Annotated in this window: 26 protein-coding genes and 13 pseudogenes; all 39 read right to left on the bottom strand. The window is 54.7% G+C overall.

Going from position 1 to position 23534, the window contains the following annotated elements; genetic code table 11:
- Positions 1 to 32 precede the first annotated feature (32 nt).
- The 39 genes and pseudogenes from ACFQT0_RS08445 to ACFQT0_RS08255 all read right to left on the bottom strand — a co-directional run bounded on the left by ACFQT0_RS08445 (position 33) and on the right by ACFQT0_RS08255 (position 23519).
- A complete protein-coding gene (locus ACFQT0_RS08445) occupies positions 33 to 281 on the bottom strand; it encodes an FtsB family cell division protein (RefSeq protein WP_380201920.1) in 249 nt (82 codons plus the stop codon).
- Between the two features lie 138 nt (positions 282 to 419).
- Positions 420 to 1692 (bottom strand): annotated as a pseudogene (gene eno, locus ACFQT0_RS08440) (phosphopyruvate hydratase).
- A gap of 316 nt (positions 1693 to 2008) precedes the next feature.
- Positions 2009 to 2134 (bottom strand): hypothetical protein, encoded by a 126-nt coding sequence (locus tag ACFQT0_RS08435; protein ID WP_380201918.1) that lies wholly within the window; start codon positions 2132 to 2134, stop codon positions 2009 to 2011.
- Positions 2135 to 2255: 121 nt separating this feature from the next.
- The gene (gene rplQ, locus ACFQT0_RS08430; protein WP_380201916.1) at positions 2256 to 2540 is read right to left on the bottom strand and encodes a 50S ribosomal protein L17; all 285 of its coding nucleotides are present in this window, start codon (positions 2538 to 2540) and stop codon (positions 2256 to 2258) included.
- Positions 2541 to 2786: 246 nt separating this feature from the next.
- Positions 2787 to 3776: a DNA-directed RNA polymerase subunit alpha gene (locus ACFQT0_RS08425; protein ID WP_380201914.1), complete on the bottom strand. Its 990-nt coding sequence runs from the start codon at positions 3774 to 3776 to the stop codon at positions 2787 to 2789.
- A gap of 90 nt (positions 3777 to 3866) precedes the next feature.
- Positions 3867 to 4473: pseudogene (gene rpsD, locus ACFQT0_RS08420) on the bottom strand (30S ribosomal protein S4).
- A gap of 26 nt (positions 4474 to 4499) precedes the next feature.
- Entirely contained in the window at positions 4500 to 4892 is a 393-nt protein-coding gene (gene rpsK, locus ACFQT0_RS08415) for a 30S ribosomal protein S11 (protein ID WP_035567868.1), read from the bottom strand.
- A gap of 87 nt (positions 4893 to 4979) precedes the next feature.
- On the bottom strand, positions 4980 to 5357 hold the full coding sequence (rpsM, locus tag ACFQT0_RS08410; RefSeq protein WP_046246596.1) for a 30S ribosomal protein S13: 378 nt from the start codon (positions 5355 to 5357) through the stop codon (positions 4980 to 4982).
- 108 nt (positions 5358 to 5465) lie between these two features.
- A complete protein-coding gene (rpmJ, locus tag ACFQT0_RS08405; RefSeq protein ID WP_046246595.1) occupies positions 5466 to 5582 on the bottom strand; it encodes a 50S ribosomal protein L36 in 117 nt (38 codons plus the stop codon).
- 21 nt (positions 5583 to 5603) lie between these two features.
- Positions 5604 to 5823 (bottom strand): annotated as a pseudogene (gene infA, locus ACFQT0_RS08400) (translation initiation factor IF-1).
- 5 nt (positions 5824 to 5828) lie between these two features.
- Positions 5829 to 6612 (bottom strand): annotated as a pseudogene (gene map, locus ACFQT0_RS08395) (type I methionyl aminopeptidase).
- A gap of 6 nt (positions 6613 to 6618) precedes the next feature.
- Positions 6619 to 7936: pseudogene (secY, locus tag ACFQT0_RS08390) on the bottom strand (preprotein translocase subunit SecY).
- 15 nt (positions 7937 to 7951) lie between these two features.
- Positions 7952 to 8401, bottom strand: coding sequence for a 50S ribosomal protein L15 (gene rplO / locus ACFQT0_RS08385; protein WP_380201911.1), 450 nt, complete (start codon positions 8399 to 8401; stop codon positions 7952 to 7954).
- A gap of 14 nt (positions 8402 to 8415) precedes the next feature.
- Positions 8416 to 8595 carry a 50S ribosomal protein L30 gene (gene rpmD, locus ACFQT0_RS08380; protein WP_092676456.1) on the bottom strand — a complete coding sequence of 60 codons (180 nt, stop codon included), beginning with the start codon at positions 8593 to 8595 and terminating at the stop codon, positions 8416 to 8418.
- Between the two features lie 5 nt (positions 8596 to 8600).
- Positions 8601 to 9091: pseudogene (gene rpsE, locus ACFQT0_RS08375) on the bottom strand (30S ribosomal protein S5).
- Positions 9092 to 9181: 90 nt separating this feature from the next.
- A pseudogene (rplR, locus tag ACFQT0_RS08370) lies at positions 9182 to 9531 on the bottom strand (50S ribosomal protein L18).
- Between the two features lie 9 nt (positions 9532 to 9540).
- A pseudogene (rplF, locus tag ACFQT0_RS08365) lies at positions 9541 to 10096 on the bottom strand (50S ribosomal protein L6).
- A gap of 27 nt (positions 10097 to 10123) precedes the next feature.
- Positions 10124 to 10522 (bottom strand): 30S ribosomal protein S8, encoded by a 399-nt coding sequence (rpsH, locus tag ACFQT0_RS08360; RefSeq protein ID WP_380201909.1) that lies wholly within the window; start codon positions 10520 to 10522, stop codon positions 10124 to 10126.
- A gap of 334 nt (positions 10523 to 10856) precedes the next feature.
- Positions 10857 to 11150 (bottom strand): 30S ribosomal protein S14, encoded by a 294-nt coding sequence (gene rpsN / locus ACFQT0_RS08355; RefSeq protein ID WP_380201907.1) that lies wholly within the window; start codon positions 11148 to 11150, stop codon positions 10857 to 10859.
- Positions 11151 to 11170: 20 nt separating this feature from the next.
- Positions 11171 to 11717: pseudogene (gene rplE / locus ACFQT0_RS08350) on the bottom strand (50S ribosomal protein L5); the annotation flags it as partial.
- A gap of 15 nt (positions 11718 to 11732) precedes the next feature.
- Positions 11733 to 12080, bottom strand: a complete 348-nt coding sequence (gene rplX, locus ACFQT0_RS08345; RefSeq protein WP_380201905.1) for a 50S ribosomal protein L24 — start codon at positions 12078 to 12080, stop codon at positions 11733 to 11735.
- Positions 12081 to 12083: 3 nt separating this feature from the next.
- Complete coding sequence (gene rplN / locus ACFQT0_RS08340; protein WP_035567895.1) at positions 12084 to 12452, bottom strand: 50S ribosomal protein L14; 369 nt, start codon at positions 12450 to 12452, stop codon at positions 12084 to 12086.
- 9 nt (positions 12453 to 12461) lie between these two features.
- Complete coding sequence (rpsQ, locus tag ACFQT0_RS08335) at positions 12462 to 12758, bottom strand: 30S ribosomal protein S17 (RefSeq protein WP_068191738.1); 297 nt, start codon at positions 12756 to 12758, stop codon at positions 12462 to 12464.
- 3 nt (positions 12759 to 12761) lie between these two features.
- Entirely contained in the window at positions 12762 to 12977 is a 216-nt protein-coding gene (rpmC, locus tag ACFQT0_RS08330; protein WP_380201902.1) for a 50S ribosomal protein L29, read from the bottom strand.
- Between the two features lie 3 nt (positions 12978 to 12980).
- Positions 12981 to 13406: a 50S ribosomal protein L16 gene (gene rplP, locus ACFQT0_RS08325; RefSeq protein ID WP_035567899.1), complete on the bottom strand. Its 426-nt coding sequence runs from the start codon at positions 13404 to 13406 to the stop codon at positions 12981 to 12983.
- A gap of 103 nt (positions 13407 to 13509) precedes the next feature.
- Positions 13510 to 14397 carry a 30S ribosomal protein S3 gene (rpsC, locus tag ACFQT0_RS08320; protein ID WP_380201899.1) on the bottom strand — a complete coding sequence of 296 codons (888 nt, stop codon included), beginning with the start codon at positions 14395 to 14397 and terminating at the stop codon, positions 13510 to 13512.
- Positions 14398 to 14403: 6 nt separating this feature from the next.
- A pseudogene (gene rplV, locus ACFQT0_RS08315) lies at positions 14404 to 14824 on the bottom strand (50S ribosomal protein L22).
- Between the two features lies 1 nt (position 14825).
- Complete coding sequence (rpsS, locus tag ACFQT0_RS08310; protein ID WP_068191730.1) at positions 14826 to 15104, bottom strand: 30S ribosomal protein S19; 279 nt, start codon at positions 15102 to 15104, stop codon at positions 14826 to 14828.
- 3 nt (positions 15105 to 15107) lie between these two features.
- Positions 15108 to 15935: a 50S ribosomal protein L2 gene (rplB, locus tag ACFQT0_RS08305; protein ID WP_380201896.1), complete on the bottom strand. Its 828-nt coding sequence runs from the start codon at positions 15933 to 15935 to the stop codon at positions 15108 to 15110.
- A 52-nt stretch (positions 15936 to 15987) separates the two neighbouring features.
- Entirely contained in the window at positions 15988 to 16275 is a 288-nt protein-coding gene (rplW, locus tag ACFQT0_RS08300; RefSeq protein WP_380201894.1) for a 50S ribosomal protein L23, read from the bottom strand.
- Positions 16275 to 16913, bottom strand: coding sequence for a 50S ribosomal protein L4 (gene rplD, locus ACFQT0_RS08295; RefSeq protein ID WP_380201892.1), 639 nt, complete (start codon positions 16911 to 16913; stop codon positions 16275 to 16277). Before rplD ends, rplW begins: the two co-directional genes overlap by 1 nt.
- A gap of 9 nt (positions 16914 to 16922) precedes the next feature.
- Positions 16923 to 17542, bottom strand: a pseudogene (rplC, locus tag ACFQT0_RS08290) (50S ribosomal protein L3).
- A gap of 158 nt (positions 17543 to 17700) precedes the next feature.
- Positions 17701 to 18969 (bottom strand): O-antigen ligase family protein, encoded by a 1269-nt coding sequence (locus tag ACFQT0_RS08285; protein ID WP_380201890.1) that lies wholly within the window; start codon positions 18967 to 18969, stop codon positions 17701 to 17703.
- A 95-nt stretch (positions 18970 to 19064) separates the two neighbouring features.
- Positions 19065 to 19368: pseudogene (rpsJ, locus tag ACFQT0_RS08280) on the bottom strand (30S ribosomal protein S10).
- A 39-nt stretch (positions 19369 to 19407) separates the two neighbouring features.
- Positions 19408 to 21545: pseudogene (gene fusA / locus ACFQT0_RS08275) on the bottom strand (elongation factor G).
- A 101-nt stretch (positions 21546 to 21646) separates the two neighbouring features.
- Entirely contained in the window at positions 21647 to 22114 is a 468-nt protein-coding gene (gene rpsG / locus ACFQT0_RS08270; protein ID WP_035567919.1) for a 30S ribosomal protein S7, read from the bottom strand.
- 96 nt (positions 22115 to 22210) lie between these two features.
- A complete protein-coding gene (gene rpsL, locus ACFQT0_RS08265) occupies positions 22211 to 22642 on the bottom strand; it encodes a 30S ribosomal protein S12 (RefSeq protein ID WP_068191715.1) in 432 nt (143 codons plus the stop codon).
- Positions 22643 to 22822: 180 nt separating this feature from the next.
- Entirely contained in the window at positions 22823 to 23146 is a 324-nt protein-coding gene (locus tag ACFQT0_RS08260; RefSeq protein WP_035567389.1) for a DUF3467 domain-containing protein, read from the bottom strand.
- Between the two features lie 142 nt (positions 23147 to 23288).
- A complete protein-coding gene (locus ACFQT0_RS08255; protein WP_380201887.1) occupies positions 23289 to 23519 on the bottom strand; it encodes a GIY-YIG nuclease family protein in 231 nt (76 codons plus the stop codon).
- Between the last annotated feature and the right edge of the window lie 15 nt (positions 23520 to 23534).

Genomic DNA, 23534 nt, shown 5'->3' with positions numbered 1-23534 from the left:
CATGAAATGCGAGCTTAAAAGACCGTTAAATACTATTCAGCCGTAGCGGGCACCAGCACAAACACGTCCTCGCCAGGGCGTTTCATCAGGTACTTTTCCCGCGCAAACTTCTCCAGCAGGTCCGGCGAACTCATTAGCTCCGCCCGCTCGCGCTTCACCACCTCAATGTTGTCGAGGTAGTACTGCTTCTCGTTGCGCAGCTCTTTCCACTTCTGGTAAATGTCGAATTGCTTGCCCAAATCGTTGGCGTCGAACACCAGCATCCAGACCAGAAACCCCATCCCGGTGAGGAAATAAAAGCTGCGGACCACCCGCAGTATTGGGCTAATATAGGAAGGTAGTTGCATCAGAGTAAAGGTAATAGAAACGGCCGGTTTCGCTCACGCAAAACCGGCCGTTTCTATTCTGGCTCAAGTTAACTACATCTTCTTCCCGGGGTAGTAAGCTACTTCGCCCAGCTCTTCCTCGATGCGGAGCAGCTGGTTGTACTTGGCCATCCGGTCCGAGCGCGAAGCCGAGCCCGTCTTAATCTGGCCGGTGTTCAGGGCCACGGCCAGGTCGGCAATCGTGCTGTCCTCGGTCTCACCCGAGCGGTGGCTCATGATGCTCTTGTAGCCGTTGCGGCGGCCCAGGTTTACGGCCGCGATGGTCTCGGTCAGGGTACCAATCTGGTTTACCTTGATGAGAATGGCGTTGGCGATGTTCTCGTCGATGCCGCGCTGCAGGCGGTCCACGTTGGTCACGAACAGGTCATCGCCCACCAGCCTGGATTTTGTTGCCCAGGCTCTCGGTGTGCAGCTTCCAGCCCGTCCAGTCGTCCTCGTCCATGCCGTCCTCGATGCTGATGATGGGGTACTTGCTCACCCAATCAGCCCAATAAGCCGACATCTGGGCCGAAGTCAGCCGGTCGCCGGTGCTCTTCTTGAAGTGGTACATGCCATCCTCGTAGAACTCCGATACGGCGGCGTCCATAGCAATCATCACGTCCTCACCCGGCCGGTAGCCGGCCACTTCAATCGCCTGCAGCACCACCTTGATGGCTTCTTCATTCGATTTGATGTTCGGAGCAAAGCCGCCTTCATCGCCCACGTTGGTGCTCAGCCCTTGCTTCTTCAACACCCCTTTCAGCGTGTGGAAAATCTCCGAGCCCCAGCGCATAGCCTCCGTGAAGGACGAAGCGCCCACCGGCATAATCATGAACTCCTGAAAGTCGATGGAGTTGTCGGCGTGCGAACCGCCGTTCAGGATGTTCATCATCGGCACCGGCATAGTGGAGGCCCCTACCCCGCCCACGTAGCGGTACAGCGGCATGTTGGCGTCCAGCGCCGCCGCGCGGGCGGCCGCCAGGCTCACGCCCAGAATGGCGTTTGCACCCAGGTTGGCTTTGTTGCTGGTGCCGTCCATCTCCAGCATAATCTTGTCGAGCAGCGCCTGCTCGTACACCGAGAAGCCCACCAATTCCTCCGCAATGCGGGTATTGACATTGTCCACGGCCTTCAGCACACCCTTGCCCATGTACATGGACTTATCCTCGTCGCGCATCTCTACAGCCTCGTGTTTGCCCGTGCTGGCTCCGGAAGGAACAGCCGCACGGCCCATTACGCCTGAGTCTAGGGTCACATCTACTTCTACCGTGGGATTACCGCGGGAATCAAAAATCTGGCGGGCGTGAATTTGCGAAATGAAGCTCATAGCGTCTCGGTTTAAATCAATGTAAGTTGACACAAACCTACGGGAATCAGCCGGCATAAGCGCAATCCCACTTCAGAGCGAAGAAAAACAACGTTAGGCCAAGCGTAACCGAAGCATCCCTCGAGAACCTCGCCCCCTAACCCCCTCTCCAAAAAGAGGGGGCACCGGTCTTGCTCTAACGTCAGGCTCCCCTCTCTTTTGGAGAGGGGCCGGGGAGCGATACCCCAACTGCGCCCGGTATGACGTTCGAAAAGCCAAAACGAAAAAGGGACGCACCTCACGGCGCGTCCCTTTCAATTGCAGTGGTTAAGATTAATTAAGCACCAGCTTCGTCAGCCTTAGCTTCATCGCGGCTTTCGCCTTCCTTAACGGTTTCAGTTGCGGTATCAGCCGGAGCCGAAGTCTCAACTACAGCAGCAGGAGCAACAGCTTCGCCTTTCACTTCGGTGGCCGAAGTAGCAGCGTCGCCAGCAGCTTTCTTACCACCACGGCTGCGCGAACGACGGGTAGTGGTCGTCTTCTCAGCAGCGGCCGATTTAGCCTCGAGTAGGGTCTCGTTGAAGTCAACCAGGCTCGATGATGCACATCTCGGCGTTGTCGCCCAGACGGGTATCGCTCAGCTTCAGGATACGGGTATAGCCACCGGGACGGGTTGCAATTTTGCTCGAAATGTTACCGAACAACTCCTTGATGGATTCTTTGTCCTGCAAAGCAGCGAACACCATACGACGCGAGTGCGTGGTGTCTTCCTTCGACTTAGTCAGCATTGGCTCCACGTACTTGCGCAAGGCTTTGGCTTTGGCAACCGTAGTCGTGATGCGCTTGTGGAGGATTAGCGACGAAGCCATGTTCGACAGCATCGCGTGACGGTGGGCGGTAGTCCGGCCCAGGTGGTTGATTTTTTTCCGTGTCTCATTGGACGTTTGAAAAGATGTGCGCTTGCGGGCGGCGACCACGGCGGGCCGAAGCCTCATTAGAACCGCTGCCCCTGGGGCGCACTAGTAAAAAAGATAAAATGATATAAAAAGCGAATGGCTGAACCGTTGGCTGCCGACTGCAACACAGTCAACTTTCCGACGGTTCAGCCATTACGACTAGTCTTCTTCGAGGCGATACTTGCCCAGGTCCATGCCGAACTCCAGGCCGCGCTCCTCAACGAGGTTTTCCAGCTCGGTGAGGCTCTTCTTGCCAAAGTTGCGGAACTTCATCATGTCGGCGATTTCGAGTTGTACCAATTCGCCCATCGTCTTGATGTCGGCAGCCTTGAGGCAGTTCTTGGCGCGTACGCTGAGCTCCATGTCCTCCAAGGGAGTCTTGAGCATCTTGCGCATCTGCATGGTTTCCTCATCAATCGGCTCGTCTTCGGTCACGCGAGGACCTTCGAGGGTCATCGTGTTGTCCGAGAACAGCATGAAGTGCTGAATGAGGATGTTGGCCGCACCTTTCAGTGCTTCCTCCGGGTGAATCGAACCGTCGGTCTGAATCTCGATAACGAGCTTCTCGTAGTCGGTCTTCTGCTCCACACGGGTGTTCTCGATGCTGTACTTCACGTTCTTGATAGGCGTGTAGATAGCATCGATGGCAATCTGACCGAAAACCTGGTCAGCCGGCTTGTTCTCATCGGCGGGCACATAGCCACGGCCACGGGCAATCGTCAGCTCAAACTCCAGCTCAGTGCTCGGGTCGAGGTGTGCAATTACGTGGTCGGGGTTCAGTACCTCGAAGCCGCTGGCAAACTTGCCAATGTCGCTGCCCGAGAAGGTCTCCTGACCTTTCACGCGCACCGTAATTTTATCAGCAATGGCGTCGCTGGTCTTCTTGAAGCGGACCATTTTCAGGTTCAGGATGATTTCGGACATGTCCTCAATCACACCTTCGATGGTCGAAAACTCGTGCAGCACGCTGTTCGTGCGAACCGACGTGATGGCGAAACCCTCCAGCGACGACAACAGAATGCGACGGAGCGCATTGCCGATGGTGACGCCGTAGCCCTTCTCGAGCGGCTTAAATTCAAACGTCCCGGTGAAGTCGTCGGATTTCTCCATCACCACTTTCTCCGGCATCTGAAAAGCTAAGATTGACATATGTGGGGCGTAAAAAATTTGAAAAAATTAGGTGAAGTATAAGCACAAGAGCGGCCCGACAAACTGCCGGGCCGCTACCAGTAGCGTTACTTACTTCGAATACAATTCGACGATGAGCCTGCTCCGTGATTTTCTCCGGAATCAGCTCGCGGGCCGGGGCGTTGATGAACTTGCCAACCATCTCCTTGCCGTCCCACTCCAACCAGGAGAACTGGCGTGAGTTGCGAACAGACAGGCTAGTAGCAATGGCTTCCAACGACTTCGACTTCTCGCGAACACCCACCACGTCGCCAGCCCGGAGGTGGTACGAAGGAATGTTTACAACTTCGCCGTTAACGGTGATGTGCTTGTGGCCCACCAACTGGCGAGCAGCGCGACGCGTCGAGGCAATGCCCAAACGGTACACGGCGTTGTCCAGACGGGCTTCCAGCAGAGCCAGCAGGTTGTCACCGGTGATGCCGGGCATGGTGGCTGCTTTGTGGAACAGGTTTTCGAATTGCTTCTCCAACATGCCGTACATGTACTTCACCTTCTGCTTCTCCATCAGCTGGACAGCGTACTCCGACTGCTTCTTGCGACGGCCGCGGCCGTGCTGGCCCGGAGGATAGGCTTTCTTGTTGAGCGCTTTGTCGGGGCCGAAAATCGGCTCGTTGAAGCGACGGGCAATTTTTGAGGTAGGGCCGGTATAACGTGCCATCTTAATCTACTATCTGAAGTTAAAAACTAAACGCGACGACGCTTGGGCGGGCGGCAGCCGTTGTGGGGCAGCGGCGTTACGTCGCGGATGGTGGTCACCTCAATACCCACGTTGCCGAGGGCGCGGATGGCCGACTCACGGCCCGAACCCGGGCCCTTAACGAATACTTCGGCTTTGCGCATGCCCAAGTCGTGGGCTACTTTACCGCAGTCGCTCATCGCCATTTGGGCAGCGTAGGGCGTATTTTTCTTCGAACCACGGAAGCCCATTTTGCCGGCCGAAGCCCACGAAATAACTTGACCGTTATTATTGGTGATGGAGATGATGATGTTGTTGAACGAGGCACGGATGTGTACCTGGCCAACCTGCTCCACCACGACAACGCGCTTCTTGGCTTTGTCTTTTCTTTTTTGTGCCATTTGGTTATCGCAAAAAATGCGGGAGGTGTTGGCGCTGGCAGCGCAAGTACATTACTCGCAGCCGCCAGCGCCGATTCCCGTGTGAGATTATTTGGTTGCCTTCTTCTTGCCGGCTACCGTCTTGCGCTTGCCCTTACGGGTACGCGAGTTGTTCTTGGTGCGCTGACCGCGAACTGGTAGACCTTTGCGGTGACGCAAGCCACGGTAGCAACCAATGTCCATCAAACGCTTGATGTTGGTGGTTACTTCCGAGCGCAGAACGCCTTCCGTCTTGTGCTCAGCAGCAATGATGGCACGGATAGCACCCGACTCCTCGTCGGTCCAATCCTTTACCTTTTTGTTGATGTCAACTCCGGCTTTCACCAGAATCTTCTGAGAATTGCTCCGGCCAATGCCGAAGATGTAAGTCAGGGCGATTTCGCCGCGCTTGTTGTCCGGGATATCAACCCCTGCGATACGAGCCATTTTGTGTGGTTATGTGTTTGCGGACAGAAACCCGGCAACTGCTTGGAAGGCGGGAAGCTGGACTAACCAACTCCTCAGTACCCAAGGTTCCGGGAATCTAAAATAGGATTAACCCTGGCGCTGCTTGAAGCGGGGGTTTTTCTTGTTGATGACGTAGAGCTTGCCATTACGGCGGACCAATTTGCAGTCCACGCTACGCTTTTTCACCGAGGTTTTTACTTTCATGACCTGTGAAGGAAAACGGGTTTACTTATAACGATACTTTATTCGGCCCTTCGACAAGTCGTAGGGAGACATTTCCAGCTTTACCTTATCGCCGGGCAGAATCTTAATGTAGTGCATCCGCATCTTGCCCGAAATGTGGGCAATCAGGCTGGTGGCCGTTTTCCAGTTCCACGCGGAACATGGCGTTGGAAAGGGCTTCGAGGATGGTACCGTCCTGCTCAATCGAGGCTTGTTTTGCCATAAGGGCTACTGCAATGCTTTTTCTATGTACTCAAAGGAGGTGAGAATCTCCGCCTTATCTTTTCTAACTACTACGGTATGCTCAAAGTGAGCCGATGCTTTGCGGTCTTTGGTGCGAATGGTCCAGCCATCTGCCTCCTGCACCACATCTTTCTTGCCGAGGTTAACCATTGGCTCAATGGCTATCACCAACCCCGTTTGCAAAAGCGGCCCGGAACCCCGTTTGCCGTAATTCGGCACCTCGGGCTTCTCGTGCAGCTTGGCACCAACCCCGTGACCAACCAACTCACGCACCACCCCATAACCCAAAGGGCCTACATGGTTCTGGATTGCGAAGCTGATATCACCGACGCGGTTGCCGCTAACGGCTTGTTCAATGCCTTTGTACAGCGATGCTTTGGTTTCCCGCAGCAGCGTCAGCACTTCCGGCGCCACCTCCCCTATTGGGTAAGTGTAGGCACTATCTGAATGAAACCCATTCAGGAAAACCCCACAGTCCACTGATAAGATATCACCACTCTTCAGTGGTTCATCGGTGGCAAACCCGTGCACAACCACCGAGTTCGGCGAGAGGCACAAGCTATAGGGAAACTTATTATAGCCCTTAAAAGAAGGTACTCCACCATGGTCCCGGATGAATTCCTCCGCGCGCTTATCGAGCCTGGCGCGTTGTCACTCCTTCTTTCACCATACCCGCGACTTCGCCGTGGGCCTTGGCCAGCACTAAAGCACTGGCACGTATGAGGTCAATCTCCTCTTCGGTTTTATATTGAATGCTACCGCTGGCCATTTCTGCTTACGAGGCTATCGAAATAGGCTGTGCCGTGCGACCGCGCAACTTGCCCGATTTCATCATGCCGTCGTAATGCTGCATGAGCAAGTAACTCTGAACCTGGTTCACCGTGTCCAACACGACGCCCACCATGATGATGAGGGACGTGCCGCCATAGAAGGCAGAAAAGGGACGGGTTACGCCAAGTAACAAAGCAATAGCCGGGAAAATAGCAATCAGGGCTAGCGCAATAGCACCTGGCAAAGTCACTCGAGTCAGAATCTCATCAATAAATTCGGAGGTATCACGACCAGGCTTTACACCAGGCACGAAACCGCCACTCCGTTTCAGGTCATCAGCAATCTGATTAGGATTGACGCTAATAGCCGTATAGAAGTAAGTGAAAATGATGATGAGCAAAGCAAAAGTAAGGTTGTACTGCCACGAGGTGTAGTCCGAGAACTTCACGCCGATATAAGTAGCCAGGTCACTCTGGTTCTGCCACACAGAAGCCACAATAGCCGGCACGAACATCAAAGATTGGGCAAAGATGATGGGCATTACGCCAGCTGCATTCACTTTGAGGGGAATGAACTGACGTTGTGCGTCCAACTGAGTGGTACCACCTACCTGCTTAGCATACTGCACCGCGATGCGGCGAACCGCTTGCGTCAGCACGATAACCGCCATTACTACCAGGAACAACACTACCATTTCCAGAAGGAAGATGAGCGACTTGTTCACGCCTTTGGCCGCAGCTTCACCGATGATAGCACCAGGCAAGCGCGACACGATACCAATCATGATGAGCATTGAGATACCGTTGCCGATACCCTTATCCGTGATTTTCTCACCCAGCCACATACAGAACAAAGTACCTGCGGTGATGATAATCATCGTGGACACAGTAAAGAAAGTGCCTGGATTGATGATGGCATCCGCGTTAATCGTGGCTATGAAGCCAACAGATTGAGCCAACACAATCGGAATTGTGAGGATACGCGTGTATTGGTTGATTTTCTTGCGACCCGACTCCCCTTCTTTCTGTAGCTTTTGAAAGTAAGGAACTGCAATCGTGAGCAGCTGTAATACGATACTGGCTGAAATGTAGGGCATGATGCCCAACGCGAAGATCGACGCGTTGCTGAATGCACCACCAAGGAGCGTATCCAGAATGCCAAACAAACCCTCAGCACCCGTCTTCAGGCGCGTTGGGTCTACACCTGGCAGCACCACGTAGGAACCGAGGCGATAGATGGCAATGAAAAAGCGTATTGAGGATTCGCGTACGCAAATCCTCAATCGCAAAAATGTTCTTTATCGACGTGATAAACTTATTCATTGCCGAAGTTAGGCTTTAGAGCGTTACCGCTTTGCCGCCGGCCTTCTCGATGGCTTCAACAGCCGACTTCGAGAATGCGTGAGCGTGAACTTCCAGGGCCGTGCTTACTTCGCCGCGGCCAAGGATTTTGATTTTAGCGTTTTTCGAAACCAGACCGTTGGCGATGAAGTAGGCGGCATCCATGGTGGTGGCGCTGTTCTTCTCGAGCAGGGTGGCAAGTACATCAAGGTTGATGGCTTTGTACTCTACACGGTTGATGTTCGTGAAGCCGAACTTAGGCACACGACGCTGCAGGGGCATCTGACCACCTTCGAAGCCGGACTTGCGCTTGTAGCCCGAACGCGACTTGGCGCCTTTGTGACCACGGGTCGACGTGCCACCGCGCGTGGAGCCTTCGCCCCGGCCAATCCGCTTCTCGTTTTTTGTCGAGCCGTAGGCTGGCGATAGATTGCTGAGATTAAGCATGACGATATATAGTCTTACAGTTCGGTTACTTCTAGCAGGTGCTTCACGCTGTTCACCATGCCCATGATGGACGGGTTTACTTCGTGCTGCGCGGTGCTGTTCATTTTGTTCAGGCCCAGGGACTGAACGGTGCGCTTCTGACGCTCGGGGCGGTCAATGGCGCTGCGCACGAGCTTTACTTGAATTTGTGCCATATCAATTAACCGTTAAAAACGCGGGCAAGAGAGATACCACGTGCCTGTGCAATTTGCAACGGGTCACGCATTTTGGCCAAGGCAGCAAAGGTAGCCTTTACCACGTTGTGGGGTTCGACGAGCCTTTCGACTTCGCCAACACATCCTTGATACCAGCGCTCTCGAACACAGCGCGCATAGCACCGCCGGCGATTACGCCCGTACCAGCCGCTGCCGGCTGGATGAGCACGAAACCACCACCGTAGCGGCCTTCCATGAGGTGAGGAACGGTGTGCTTGTACATGGGTACTTTTACCACGTTCTTCTTGGCGTCGTCAATGCCTTTGGCAATGGCGTCGGTTACTTCGTTGGCTTTGCCGAGGCCGTAGCCTACGTTGCCGTTGCCATCGCCTACTACCACGATGGCAGAGAAGCTAAAGCGGCGACCGCCTTTCACCACCTTCGCTACGCGGTTGATGGCTACTACTTTTTCTTTGAAGTCGGAGTCAGCACCCATGCGGGAGTTGTCCTTGTTCCGGTCGCGGTCGTTGCTGCGCTGACGGTCTCCGCCAGGACGATTGTTGTCGCGTTCTTGCGCCATGATAGTTTAGAAATTGAGGCCGCCTTCGCGGGCTCCTTCAGCCAATGATTTTACGCGACCGTGGTAGAGGTAACCGGAGCGGTCGAACACCACCTTCGTGATGCCTTTCTCCTGGGCGACGGCGGCAATCTGCCGGCCTACGGCAGCAGCGAGAGCTACACCGTTGCCACCCTCGGCGGTTACTTTTTCGACGTGGCAGCAGCCAGCGTGCGGCCAGTGGTGTCGTCGATAATCTGAGCGTAGATGCCCGTATTGCTACGGAACACCGACAGCCGGGGCCGCTCGGAGGTGCCAGCCACCTTGGTACGGATGATGCGCTGAATCCGCTTGCGGCGAGTTGCTTTATCAAAAGCCATGATGCGAATTTATTTAGAGGCCGTTTTACCAGCTTTGCGACGGATGATTTCGCCCACGAAGCGTACACCTTTGCCTTTGTAAGGCTCGACTTTACGCAAGGAACGAATTTTAGCGGCTACCTGACCCAGGAGCTGATTGTCGATGCTATTCAGCGTAACAATCGGGTTTTTGCCTTTTTCAGTAACAGCTGTAGCAGTTACTTCTTTCGGCAGGGCAATGTAGACGTTGTGCGAGTAGCCCAGGGCCAGCTCCAGCGTACCACCAACCAGGGAGGCTTTATAACCTACACCTACCAGGCTCAAGCTGCTTGGTGAAGCCATTGCTCACGCCTTCTACCATGTTGTTGATGAGCGAGCGGTACAGGCCGTGCATGGCCTTGTGGCGCTTCTGCTCGGTGGGACGGGATACCGTGAGGGTGCCGTCTTCGATGGCAACGTTGATGTCGCGGTCCACTTGCGTGGTTAGCGTGCCCTTGGGGCCTTTCACCGTTACCACGTTGTCTTTCTCAACCGAGATAGCGACCCCAGCAGGGACGGAAATCGGGAGTTTACCAATACGTGACATAATTGAGTTAGCTAAAGCGGTTCCGGATTAGTACACGTAGCACAGCACCTCGCCGCCCACGTTCTCGGTTTTGCACTCTTTCTCCGTCATCACGCCCTTCGAGGTCGAGATAATGGCGACACCCAGGCCGCTGAGTACGCGGGGCAGGTTGTCAGAAGACACATACTGACGCAAGCCAGGCGTCGAAACGCGCTGCAGCTTGGTGATAGCAGGAGCCTTAGTGGTCGGGTTGTACTTCAGAGCAATTTTGATGGTGCCCTGAACCGATGAATCATCAAAACGGTACGACTGAATGTAGCCCTTGTGATAGAGCACCTTCGTGATTTCCTTTTTGATGTTGCTGGCCGGGATTTCTACCACCCGGTGGTTCGCCTTGATGGCGTTGCGTACCCGGGTCAGGTAGTCGGCAATGGGGTCAGTATTCATTGATTATTAAATGCGTCCGCTTTTTTCGGAGCGCAAAGATAAGAAAATTTCGCCGGGTGCCCAACGGGACCAACGAAATTTCGGTTAAGACTACTTGGCTTGCCCGGCGACGGTGCAGCCAATGGTTTCTTTTGGCAACCTGCCAAATGTCTGGGGCCTTCCCCAAGTTTTCGGAGTGCAAAGGTAACGGAAAACGTGACACTTATGCAAGCGCAGTGCGTAAATCGCGCTTAAACTTTCCGCCTTTTGCTCCTCTGCCCTATTAGGGAACGCCATTGTGGGTAACGGTCCAAGTCCTTTCCACAAAAAAGCCCCCAATTGCTTGGGGGCTTTTCTAATTTGGCGAAAGCCTGACTGGACTACCACTCGACTTTGTCACACCAGGAATCTTCCCGGCGAGAGCCATTTCGCGGAAACGCACGCGGCTGATGCCAAACTTGCGCATGTAACCACGGGGGCGGCCGTCAATCATGTCGCGGTTGTGCAGGCGCACGGGCGAAGCGTTTTTGGGCAGCTTGTCGAGACCTTCGTAGTCGCCGGCAGCTTTCAGAGCCTTGCGCTTCTCAGCGTAGCGGGCCACGGTGGCAATGCGCTTGCGCTCCCGTGCTTTGATGGATTCTTTAGCCATGAGTTCGGGAGATTAAGCTTCTTTTTAGCGTTGGCGAAAGGCATACCGAAAGCTTTAAGCAGGCTCGTAGCTCTGCTCGTCGTTTTCGGCGGTGGTCACGAACGTGATGTCCATGCCCGAGATGCCTTTGATTTTGTCAATCGAGATTTCGGGGAAGATGATTTGCTCCTTCACGCCGAGCGTGTAGTTGCCACGACCATCGAAACCTTTGTCATTGATGCCTTTGAAGTCACGTACGCGGGGCAGGGCCACCGTCAGAAGACGGTCCATGAACTCGTACATTTTCTCGCCGCGCAGGGTCACTTTCGCACCGATGGGCATGCCTTCCCGGAGCTTAAAGTTCGACACCGAACGCTTAGCGATGGTAGCAATGGCTTTCTGACCGGTGATGGTCGTGAGCTCTTCCACGCCGTTGTCCACCAACTTCTTGTCGGCAACAGCAGCACCAATACCGCGGTTGATGCAGATTTTGGTGATGCGCGGTACCTGCATGATGCTCTTGAACTGGAATTTCTCCTGGAGCGCGGGTACTACGTCTTTGTTATAAATGTCTTTGAGACGGGCCATGGTGCAGGGGGCTGATTAAGCCGTTTTCTTGGCAGTGGCACGCTTGGCTTTTGCAGGAGCAGCAGCCGGAGCTGCGGCGGCTGCGGCGCCTTTGCGCACACGCTCACCGGTGGTGGGGTTAATAGCCTGCACATTGCTCACGTGCATGGGCGCCTCCATCTTGGTGATGCCGCCCTGGGGCGATTTGGCGCTCGGCTTGTTGTGTTTCGTCACCAGGTTCAGACCTTCAACGGTTACGCGCTGGGTCACCCGGTTTACCGACTTGATAACGCCGGTCTTGCCACGCTCGTCGCCAGCAATCACCTTAACGGTGTCGCCCGACTTCACGTGCAGTTGTACGGGGGCTGCTTTCTTGATAGCCATAGCTTAGAGTACTTCGGGGGCTAAGGATACAATTTTCATGAACTGGCGCTCACGCAGTTCCCGGGCCACTGGACCGAAGATGCGCGTGCCGCGGGGCTCGTCGTTGTTGTTGAGCAACACGGCAGCGTTGTCGTCGAAGCGGATGTACGAACCGTCCTTGCGGCGTACTTCTTTCTTCACGCGAACTACTACGGCCTTGCTCACGGTGCCTTTCTTGGCGTTGCCGGAAGGGATAGCCGACTTGATGGCTACCACAATCTTGTCGCCAACGCTGGCGTATTTCTTGCCCGTGCCACCCAAAACGCGGATGCAGAGGACTTCCTTAGCGCCGCTGTTATCGGCCACCGTCAGGCGGGATTCTTGCTGTATCATCGAATTAGATTATTTAGCGCGTTCAATAATTTCCACCAGGCGCCACCGCTTGGTCTTGCTCAACGGGCGGGTGCTCATGATGCGCACCGTATCGCCTTCGCCGCACTCGTTGTTCTCGTCGTGTGCGTGGAATTTCGTGGTTTTGGTCACGAACTTGCCGTACATGGGGTGCTTTTGCTTCTGCACCACAGCCACGGTGATGGACTTGTCCATCTTCGAGCTCGTTACCGTGCCGGTGATTTCCTTGCGCATGTTGCGCGAGTCTTCAGCTACGGCCTGGTCTTGGGTTGTTACGTCGGTTGCCATCGGTTATTGAGCGGGATTAGTGGCCTGCTCGTTGTTCCGACGAGTCTGCTCGGTGAGCAAGCGGGCGACGTTTTTACGGTTGGCCTTGAGACGGGCAGGGTTCTCTAGGGGCGAAATCGCATGAGCGAAACGCGCCTGCTGGCCCTGGGCCTTCTCGGCGGTGAGTTGCTCCTTCAGCGCTTCGGCGGAAAGGCTTTTGAGGTCGGTCTTGTTCTTCATGACTTAAGCAGCGTCGGTATAGTCGCGGCGAACCACGAATGAAGTCCGTACGGGCAGCTTCTGAGCCGCCAGACGCAGCGACTCCTTGGCCACTTCCAGCGAAACACCGTCCGACTCGAACATGATTTGACCGGGCTTTACGCAGGCCACCCAATACTCGGGCGAGCCTTTGCCCTTACCCATCCGCACTTCAGCAGGCTTCTTGGTAATAGGTTTGTCGGGGAAAATGCGAATCCATACTTGCCCTTCGCGTTTCATGGCGCGGGTCATGGCGATACGAGCTGCCTCAATCTGGCGGGCCGTAATCCAAGAAACCTCAAGCGACTTGATAGCGAACGAACCGAAGTCTATGGAGCTGCCGCGGTAGGCGAGGCCTGTTACGCGACCCTTTTGCATCTTGCGATACTTGGTCCTTTTCGGTTGTAACATTTGATTTTAATAAAAGAGAGTGTTCTGTAAGAAAGGGGCGAACAGTCGGACATTTCACTTCGTTCACCGGCCGGCGAACGAAGTGAAATGCACTTGACTTGTTCTAGCGACGCGGGCCGCGGGCAGCACCACCGGCTCCACCACCAGCGGCGGGGCCATTGCGACGAGGACCGGCGTTGTCGCCGCGGGGAGCACCACCGCCGGCGTTGCCGCCACGGTCGTTGCCACCACGGCCACCAACACCACCGTCACGACGGGGGCCGCGGTCGCCTTCACGACGCTCGCCACGAGGGCCACGGTCGTCACGACGTCCACCAGCGTCGCCACCTGGGTTGGTAAGCTGCTGGTTCGGCGAGAGGTCGGGCTTGCCGAATACCTCACCGCGCATTACCCACACCTTGATGCCGATTTTGCCATACACGGTCTGAGCTTCCGACAAAGCATAGTCGATGTCAGCGCGCAACGTGTGCAGCGGCGTACGGCCTTCTTTGTACTGCTCCGAACGGGCAATCTCTGCACCGCCGAGGCGGCCACCGCACTGAATCTTGATGCCTTCGGCACCAACACGCATAGCAGCCTGAATCGACATTTTCATGGCGCGACGGAAGGAGATACGAGCGGCCGCCTGCTGGGCGATGCTCTCGCCAACCAGCTTGGCATCCAACTCCGGACGCTTGATTTCGAAGATGTTGATTTGAACGTCTTTGCTGGTGATTTGCTTCAGCTCGTCCTTAATCTTATCTACTTCCTGGCCGCCTTTACCGATTACCACACCCGGACGAGCCGTGTTGATGGTGATGGTGATGCGCTTCAGGGTGCGCTCAATCACAATGCGGCTGATGCCGCCTTTCTGAATGCGAGCGTTGATGTACTTGCGGATTTTCTCGTCCTCCACCAATTTCTCGGCGAAGTCCTTGCCGCCGTACCAGTTGGAGTCCCAGCCCTTGATAACTCCCAAGCGGAAGCCAACCGGATTTACTTTCTGTCCCATATTAACTTAGGATTTGGCGTCGGCCTTAGGTTTTTCGGTAGTACCAACTTGCTTGGCGTGCTCGGTGGTTTTCTTGCCGAGCTTCTCCACTTTCGTGTCGATTTTCAGCGTCACGTGGTTGCTGCGCTTGCGGATGCGGTGACCACGACCCTGAGGGGCGGGGCGCAGGCGCTTGGTGGCGTCCTTCGTCCACGAAGATTTCGCTGATGTAGAGGTTTGCGTCCTCAATCCGCTCTTCTTCGTTGTGCTGCTGCCAGTTGGCCAAGGCCGAAAGGAGCAGTTTCTCAATCTTCTCGGCGCCGATGTTGGCTTCGAAGCGCAACAGGCCGAGGGCCTGGGTCACTTTCTTGCCGCGCACGAGGTCGGCCACCAAACGCATCTTGCGAGGCGAGGTCGGCACATTGCGGAGTTTTGCTACTGCTTCCATCTTAGCGCTTGCCTTTATCTTTTTTGGCGACGTGACCACGGAAGTTGCGCGTCGGGGCAAATTCGCCCAACTTGTGCCCTACCATGTTCTCGGTCACATACACCGGGATGAACTTATTGCCGTTGTGAACAGCGAACGTGTGGCCAACGAAATCCGGGGAAATCATCGAGCGGCGCGACCAGGTCTTCACCACCGATTTCTTACCAGCCGTTTCGAGTGCCGTGACTTTCTTTTCCAGCCGGAAGTCAATGTACGGCCCTTTTTTGAGTGAACGTGCCATATATTACTTCTTGCCTTTGCGGCTCACAATCAGGTTCTCCGAATACTTGTTCTTGTTACGGGTCTTCTGGCCCTTAGCCAAAATACCGTTGCGGCTACGTGGGTGACCACCCGACGATTTGCCTTCGCCACCACCCATGGGGTGGTCGACAGGGTTCATGGCTACACCACGAACGCGAGGACGACGACCAGCCCACCGGTTACGGCCAGCCTTACCCATCCGGGTGTTCATGTGGTCACCATTCGAAACGGTACCAACCGTGGCCATGCAAGTCACGAGGACCATGCGCATTTCGCCGGAAGGCAATTTCAACGTGGCGTACTTCTCTTCGCGGGCTACGATTTGAGCGTAGGTGCCAGCCGAGCGAGCCATTGCCGCGCCCTGGCCGGGCTGCAGCTCAATGTTGTGGAGGATGGTACCGAGGGGAATCTCGCGCAGCGGCAAGGTATTGCCCACTTCGGGAGCCACACCCGTACCCGATACTACGGTCGTACCTACCGTCATGCCGGCAGGCGCGATGATGTAGCGCTTCTCGCCGTCAGCGTAGCTGAGCAGGGCGATGCGGGCGGTACGGTTGGGGTCGTACTCGATGGTCTTCACGGTAGCCGGAACACCGGCTTTGTCGCGCTTGAAGTCCACGATACGGTACTGGGTTTTATGACCACCGCCGATGTAGCGGTTGGACATTTTACCGGAAGAGTTCCGGCCACCCGATTTGGGAAGGGAAGTCATCAAGGACTTCTCCGGGGTCGACGTGGTAATCTCGTCGAACGCCGGCGCAACGCGGAAGCGTTGCCCTGGGCTGGTTGGTCTGAGTTTTTTAAGTGCCATTACTAGCTAGTTGTGCTTTTGCGGCGGAAAAATATGAGGCGAAGCTTGCGGCCTACAGGTTGCCGTAGAAGTCGATTACGTCGCCTTCTTTCACGGTAACAATGGCTTTCTTGCCGTGGGCGCGACGGCCGGAAACCTGGCCGCCTTTGGTGCCTTTCGACTTCATTTTGCCAATGGTGCGCATTGTGTTAATCTCGGTCACGGTCACGCCGTACAGCGTTTCAATGTCCTTCTTGATTTGCACTTTGTTGGCCGTGCGCTCCACTTCGAAAGTGTAGCGACCTTTTTCGTTGAGGCCAGTGGCCTTTTCGGTCACGATGGGGCGTTTCAGCGTGCTCATTATTCGGCGGTGCTATAGAGTTCAACCAATGAAGCCATGCCGTCTTCCGAAATCAGCAGCGTGTCCGTATTCAGCAGGTCGTGGGTGTTGAGGCCGATGGGCGTCGACACGGTCACTTTCTGCAGGTTGCGGGCGCTGAGAACAACGTTCTTGTTTACCTCACCGGTAACAAGCATGGTCTTTTTGCCATTGTTCAGCTTGAGGCCGTTCAGGATGGCGAGGAAGTCCTTGGTGCGGGGAGCATCCATGGCAATGTTCTCCACGAGGGAGATTTTGCCATCTTTCGCCAGGCTCGACAGAGCCGAGAGGCGAGCTACGCGCTTGGTCTTCTTGTTCAGCTTGAAGCTGTAGTCGCGGGGCTGAGGACCGAACATCCGGCCACCACCTACGAACACACCCGACTTCATGCTGCCGGCGCGGGCACCGCCCGTACCTTTTTGTTTCTTGAGCTTCTTCGTGGTGCCGTGCACCTCGTTGCGCTGCTTGGACTTGTGCGTGCCCTGGCGCTGGTTGGCCAGGTACTGCTTTACGTCCAGGTACATCACGTGCTCGTTTACTTCGAGACCGAAGATGGCGTCAGACAGGGTCACTTTGCGGCCGGTGTCTTCGCCTTTGAGGTTATATACTGCGAGTTCCATCGTACTAGTCTATTTCTCGATTACCACGTAAGAATTCTTCGCGCCGGGAATCGAGCCGCTCACCAGAATCAGGTTCTTGTCGCCTACTACGCGCATCACCTTCAGGTTCTGCACTTTCACGCGGTCATTGCCCATCCGGCCACCCATGCGCATTCCTTTGAATACGCGCGAAGGCCAGGAGCAGGCACCGATAGAACCAGGGTGACGCAGGCGGTTGTGCTGACCGTGGGTCTGGCCACCAACACCCTGGAAGTTGTAACGCTTTACAACACCCTGGAAACCCTTGCCTTTAGAAGTGCCAACTACGTCAACAAACTCGCCTTCCTCGAAGAGGGTAGCATCGATGGTTGCGCCAGCGGCGTAGGTCGATTCAGCATCGAGGCGGAATTCAACCAGCTTTTTCTTGGGGGTGGTACCGGCTTTAGCGAAGTGACCTACCAAAGCTTTGGTGGTGTTCTTGGCTTTTTCTCGCCGTACCCAATTTGAATGGCGGTGTAGCCGTCATTCGCGATAGTCTTAACCTGCGTCACTACGCACGGACCCGCTTCGATGAGCGTGCAGGGAATGTTTTTCCCATCCGGAGTGAAGAGGCTTGTCATACCGATTTTTTTACCGATGATGCCAGGCATTCTGTTATTGATTAAATGACACAAAAAGAAAACGACCGAATGCCGTTTTCGCTAAGGGAGTGCAAAGATAGGAAAAAAGGCTTGGGAATCACAACCGCAGGTAGAAATATTTTCTAGGTGAGGCTGTTAGCTAACCTTAAGGTTGTTTTCTGGCCTGGCTAAGCAGGTCGCCATTCAGGGTCTTCCTCAGTGGCTGGAAGTGACCCTTGTAAGGCTAATAGCAGGAAGAATACCACATACGCTAGCCCAATCTGCGTTTCCAAGGTGTATTCAACCAGGAACGACAGGGCAATGCTGATATATTGAGCCAGCAACAGTGGAGCATGTTTGCGGCGGGCCCACCACGCTGGATAGAATATGGCAATGCAGAATACCAGCAGGCCTAGCGCGCCATATGCTGCTAAGTTGTAGAGATACTGGTTGTGGGGCTGGATATAAAATTCTGGCGTTAGCTCAGGATACAAAATGGCGTATTGCTTTGCCATCTCCGTTTTCAGGTCTGGCTTGCCCACTCCTATTAGCTTGTTTTCCTTCCAGACCGCAACAGCGGCTTTGTACGAATACACGCGGGATGAAATAGAGTACGTTTTACCAATGGAGCTCCGGTCGACGCTACTCACATCGTCCTGTGTATTAAAAATCTTGTTTCGGAATGTGGGTAAGGCTATAAAGCTAATGGCAGGAAGAGCAAGCAGTAATACTGCCAGCGCCGCTGCGCGCTTCCACTGCTTCGCCCGGGTTATCAGCCGCAGCACCGCCAGCCCACCCAAGACGTAAAAGGTCATCTCCCCGCTCCGTACCGCTAGCAAGTGCAGAAAAAGTGCGAGCAACACAATAGTTGCCATAAGCCAAGGGCGCCAAAGGGTACGCACGGCCTGATGCACCAGCAACAGCACTCCTGCTGCTATCGCCAAGGTAATAATCAGGCTAAAGCGGATATGGTCCGGCTCAGTGGGCATCACCTTCGAGTGCAGGTACATCTCGTTGATTTCACCAACATTCATCAGGTAGTTCACCGTCGCACCTAGGGCGGCTGTCAGTGTTACTGCTATGAGAAGAAGCCACAAAGCCCGCAGGTAGCGACCAGGCAAGGCGGGCAATAACCAAAAGCCGACCACCAACGCCAGGAAGGGCAATTGCAAAACGATGTCTTTCCAGTACTCCCCGTAATTCGCAGCATCCGTGTTCAACCCCTGGACGACGTGCAGCATAAACACGAGAAACAGGCTACCAAACACTGGCCATTCGTCCCAATTAGCTACGCGACCATGCACCCAAGCATAAATCAATCCGGTAAGGGCAATGCCAGCCATGCCAATACTGGGCAAAACGCGAAACCAGTGGGCGATGAAAATGCCAACGATAATGCAAATGCAGAAGAACATAGCTGCCCGGTGCAAGCGGGCGAGGGTGAAAACAGATTGCATGAATAGGTAGTAGTGGGGCAGCAAGTTCCAAAGAAAAAGCCCCACCGCGACGAATCACGGTGGGGCTTTCCTCAATTAAGATTGAAATCGAATCCTCAGACTTTGATTTCTACGTCAACGCCGCTGGGCAATTCCAGCTTCATCAGGGCATCTACGGTCTTAGACGAAGTCGAGAAAATGTCCACAAGGCGCTTGTAGGTGCAAAGTTGGAACTGCTCCCGGCTCTTCTTGTTCACGTGGGGCGAGCGCAACACGGTGAACTTCTCTTTGGGTCGGCAAAGGAATCGGGCCGCTTACGATGGCACCGGTGGCCTTCACAGCTTTCACGATTTTCTCGGCCGATTTGTCCACGAGGTTGTGGTCGTATGACTTCAGCTTAATGCGAATTTTCTGGTTCATTGGGGGTTTTGGTCCGATTGACCAAGTTAGTGACCGGTATTATTTATTTCCTTTTACTTTGGCGATGATGCCTTCGGCCAGGTTCTGGGGCACTTGCTCGTAGTGCGAGAACGTGAGCGAAGCCGAGGCGCGACCCGACGAAATCGTGCGGAGCGCGGTTACGTAGCCGAACAGCTCCGACAGCGGAACGTCGGCCTTAATCAGCTGAGCACCGCCTTTTGTGTCCATGCCTTTCATCAAACCGCGACGACGGTTCAAGTCACCGGTTACGGGACCTGTGTACTCGTCGGGGCAAACAACTTCCACGCTCATGATGGGCTCGAGCAATTTCGGGCCTGCCTGGCGGGCAGCTTCGCGGAAACCACCACGGGCGGCGAGTTCAAACGACAGGGCGTCCGAGTCAACGTCGTGGAAGGAACCGTGGTACAAACGCACCTTCATGCCTTCCACCGGGAAGCCGGCCAGCGGACCTTGCTTCATGGCCTCTTCGAAGCCTTTCTGGATGGGCTGGATGAATTCGCGGGGAATAACACCGCCCACGATGGCGTTGTCAAACTCGAAGCCGGGCTTTTCGGGCTCGGTCTCTTTCGGGCCGAGTTCGAACACGATGTCGCCGAATTTACCGCGGCCACCGGTCTGCTTCTTGTAGGTTTCGCGGTGGTCGACTTTCTTGGTGAGAATCTCCTTGTAGGCCACCATAGGGGCGCCCTGGTTGATTTCCACTTTGAATTCGCGACGCATGCGGTCGATGATGATTTCCAAGTGCAGCTCACCCATGCCACGGAGAACGGTCTGGCCCGTTTCGGGGTCGGTGTTCACTTTCAGCGTGGGGTCTTCCTCGATGAGCTTGGCGATGGCCATGCCCATTTTATCAACGTCGGCCTGCGTCTTTGGCTCGATAGCGTAGCCGATTACTGGCTCAGGGAAGCTCATCGACTCGAGGACGATAGGATGCTTCTCTTCGCTCAGCGTATCGCCGGTTTTGATGTCTTTGAAACCAACACCTGCAGCAATGTCGCCCGCCTGAATTTTGTCAATTGGGTTCTGCTTGTTGGAGTGCATCTGCATGAGGCGCGAGATACGCTCCTTTTGCCGGTGCGGTTGTTGAGCACGTACGAACCAGCGTCCAGCACGCCGCTGTAGCAGCGGAAGAAGCACAGACGGCCTACGAACGGGTCAGTAGCAATTTTGAACGCCAGCGCGGTGAAAGGCTCCGAGTTGTCGGGGTGACGCTCGATTTCTGCGCCGCTCTCCGGGTCGGTGCCCATGATAGCAGGCATGTCGAGGGGCGACGGCAGGTAAGCCATAACGGCATCCAGCATGGTCTGTACACCCTTGTTTTTGAAGGCTGAACCGCACAATACGGGCGAGAACTTCATGTCGATAACCGCCTGGCGGATAACAACCATCATTTCCTCTTTCGTAATGGAATCGGGGTTGTCGAAGAATTTCTCCAGCAACGCGTCATCGTACTCGGCTACGCTCTCAACGAGCTTCTGACGCCATTCGGCAACGGTCTCAACCAAGTCCTCGGGAACGGGGATTTCGTCATACGACTTGCCTTCGGTTTTGTCATCCCATACGATGGCTTTGCCAGTCAATAGGTCAACTACGCCTTTGAAGGTGTCTTCAGCACCAATCGGAATCTGCAACGGAATTGGGTTAGCACCCAATTTGTCTTTGATTTCGGTAACAGCTTTGAAGAAGTCAGCACCGGCACGGTCCATCTTGTTGACGAAGCAGATGCGGGGCACTTTGTACTTGTCAGCCTGACGCCATACGGTCTCCGACTGCGGCTCAACGCCCGAAACCGCGCAGAACAGGGCAACGGCACCGTCCAGTACGCGGAGCGAGCGCTCCACTTCCACCGTAAAGTCTACGTGGCCGGGGGTGTCAATCAGGTTGATTTTGTACTGCTTGGTGTCCGGAGTCGGGTCACCCTTGATGTCGGTGGGGTAGTTCCAGAACGTAGTCGTGGCAGCCGAAGTAATCGTGATGCCGCGCTCCTGCTCCTGCTCCATCCAGTCCATCGTGGCGGCACCGTCGTGCACTTCCCCGATTTTGTGGGTTTTACCCGTGTAATACAGAATACGCTCCGACGTCGTGGTCTTACCGGCGTCGATGTGCGCCATAATCCCGATGTTGCGGAGGTAATAAAGTTCTTTGTTAACGGCCATTTTACAATGAGTGAATTAGTGAATAAGCGAATGAGTGAATCAGTGATTAGGTTCCGTTAAGGTTAAATCACTCATTCACTCATTCACTCATTCGCACTTGTTTAGAAACGGAAGTGCGAGAAGGCCTTGTTGGCCTCAGCCATGCGGTGGGTGTCGTCTTTCTTTTTAACGGCAGCACCTTCGCCTTTGGCAGCAGCAATAATTTCGCCAGCTAGCTTGTCCTTCATGGTCTTCTCACCACGACGACGAGCGTACTGAATCATCCATTTAGCACCAACCGAAATGCGGCGGTCGGCGCGCACTTCAATCGGAACCTGGAAGGTGGCACCACCTACACGGCGGCTCTTTACTTCCACGGTGGGCATCACGTTGTTCAACGCTTTGCGCCACATTTCGAGGCCGCTCTCCTTGGTGCGCTGCTCCACGAGGTCGCAGGCGTCATAGAAGATGGTGTACGCTAGGTTTTTCTTACCGTCGTACATCATGTAGTTCACGAAACGGGTTACCAGCGTCTCCTTGTACTTAGGGTCCGGCAGCAAGATGCGCTTCTTTGGTTTAGACTTTCTCATTTTGAATATAGTTTCTGGTTTCTGGTTGCTAGTTTCTGGTTGCTGGCTTCGTTGATGAACAAGAAACCAGCAACTAGAAACCAGAAACCTTACTATTTACTTTTTCTTAGCGGGTGCGCCTTTGCCACCCTTGCCAGCTGCTGCTGCGGGTTGACCGGGCTTCGGACGCTTGGCACCGTACTTCGAACGACGCTGGGTCCGGCCGCTTACACCGGCGGTGTCCAGGGCGCCACGGATAATGTGGTAGCGAACACCTGGCAAGTCTTTAACCCGGCCACCACGAATCAGCACAATGCTGTGTTCCTGGAGGTTGTGGCCTTCACCGGGGATGTATGCGTTTACTTCCTTACCGTTGGTAAGGCGCACACGGGCCACTTTGCGCATAGCCGAGTTCGGCTTCTTAGGCGTGGTGGTGTACACACGGGTGCACACGCCCCGACGCTGCGGGCACGAATCAAGGGCGGGCGACTTCGACTTGGTAGTCAAAGCCTCACGGCCTTTCCGTACTAACTGATTGATGGTTGGCATTTAGCGAATGGTTTGTTTGGAGCCGTTTGCCCCTAAAATTTGGCTTGCAAAGGTAAGATTATTTCGGCGCAATAGCAAACAGACTGAGGATGTTAATTTTTAGACAGCTGGATTGAGCAAAAAAAGAAAGCGCCTCTTTGGTTATGGAGACGCTTTCGCAAGTTGAGCTGAATAAAAGCCTTAGGCCTCCCCTACTGCACCACCAAAGTTCATCGGGTAGCTCGGGGCTTCGTTCTGCATTTTGATGGGGCCGAAGGCAGCTTCGAACCGTTCGATGTTTTCCGTAAGGGCCTGTAGGAGGCGCTTGGCGTGCTCGGGGGTAACAACAATGCGTGCCTTCACCTTGGCCTTGGGCAGGCCGGGCATCATGCGGATGAAGTCAATCACGAACTCGCTGTTGCTATGCGCAATCATAGCAAGGTTTGCGTATTCGCCCTCGGCCATGGCTTCGGAAAGCTCGATGTTGATGGCGTTAGGGTCTGGGTTTTGGTCGGTTGGTTGCATGTAAATAGATTAATAGTACATTAAATCAGAACGTCATGCTGAGCTTGCCGAAGCATCTTTACCGCTTCGTTGTTAGCCCTGCCACGTTTCTAAATCAATCTCAATCCAGTCAGGATTGAAGGTATTGATTAACGCATCTTTCTTAGCTCGGGTCCATCTTTTTGAATTGCTTTTCGCGGGCAATGGCTTGGGTAGCATCGGGCAGAACCTCAAAGTAAACCAGTAAATCGGCTTGGTAGCGACCAGTGAACTTGCTGGCATCTCCATTGCTGGAACGGTGCTCGTACAAGCGTCGGGTGAGGTCGTTGGTTACACCGATGTATAGTACGGTACGGCCGGTGTTGGTGAGAATACCGTGTGGACATTCCTTCAACGAAGCGGTAAAGAT

The organism is Hymenobacter humi (assembly GCF_042665855.1).
Classification (GTDB): Bacteria; Bacteroidota; Bacteroidia; order Cytophagales; family Hymenobacteraceae; genus Hymenobacter; species Hymenobacter humi.
The sequence above is the reverse complement of the archived record's forward strand: the minus strand, read 5'-3'. Positions and strand labels throughout refer to the sequence as shown.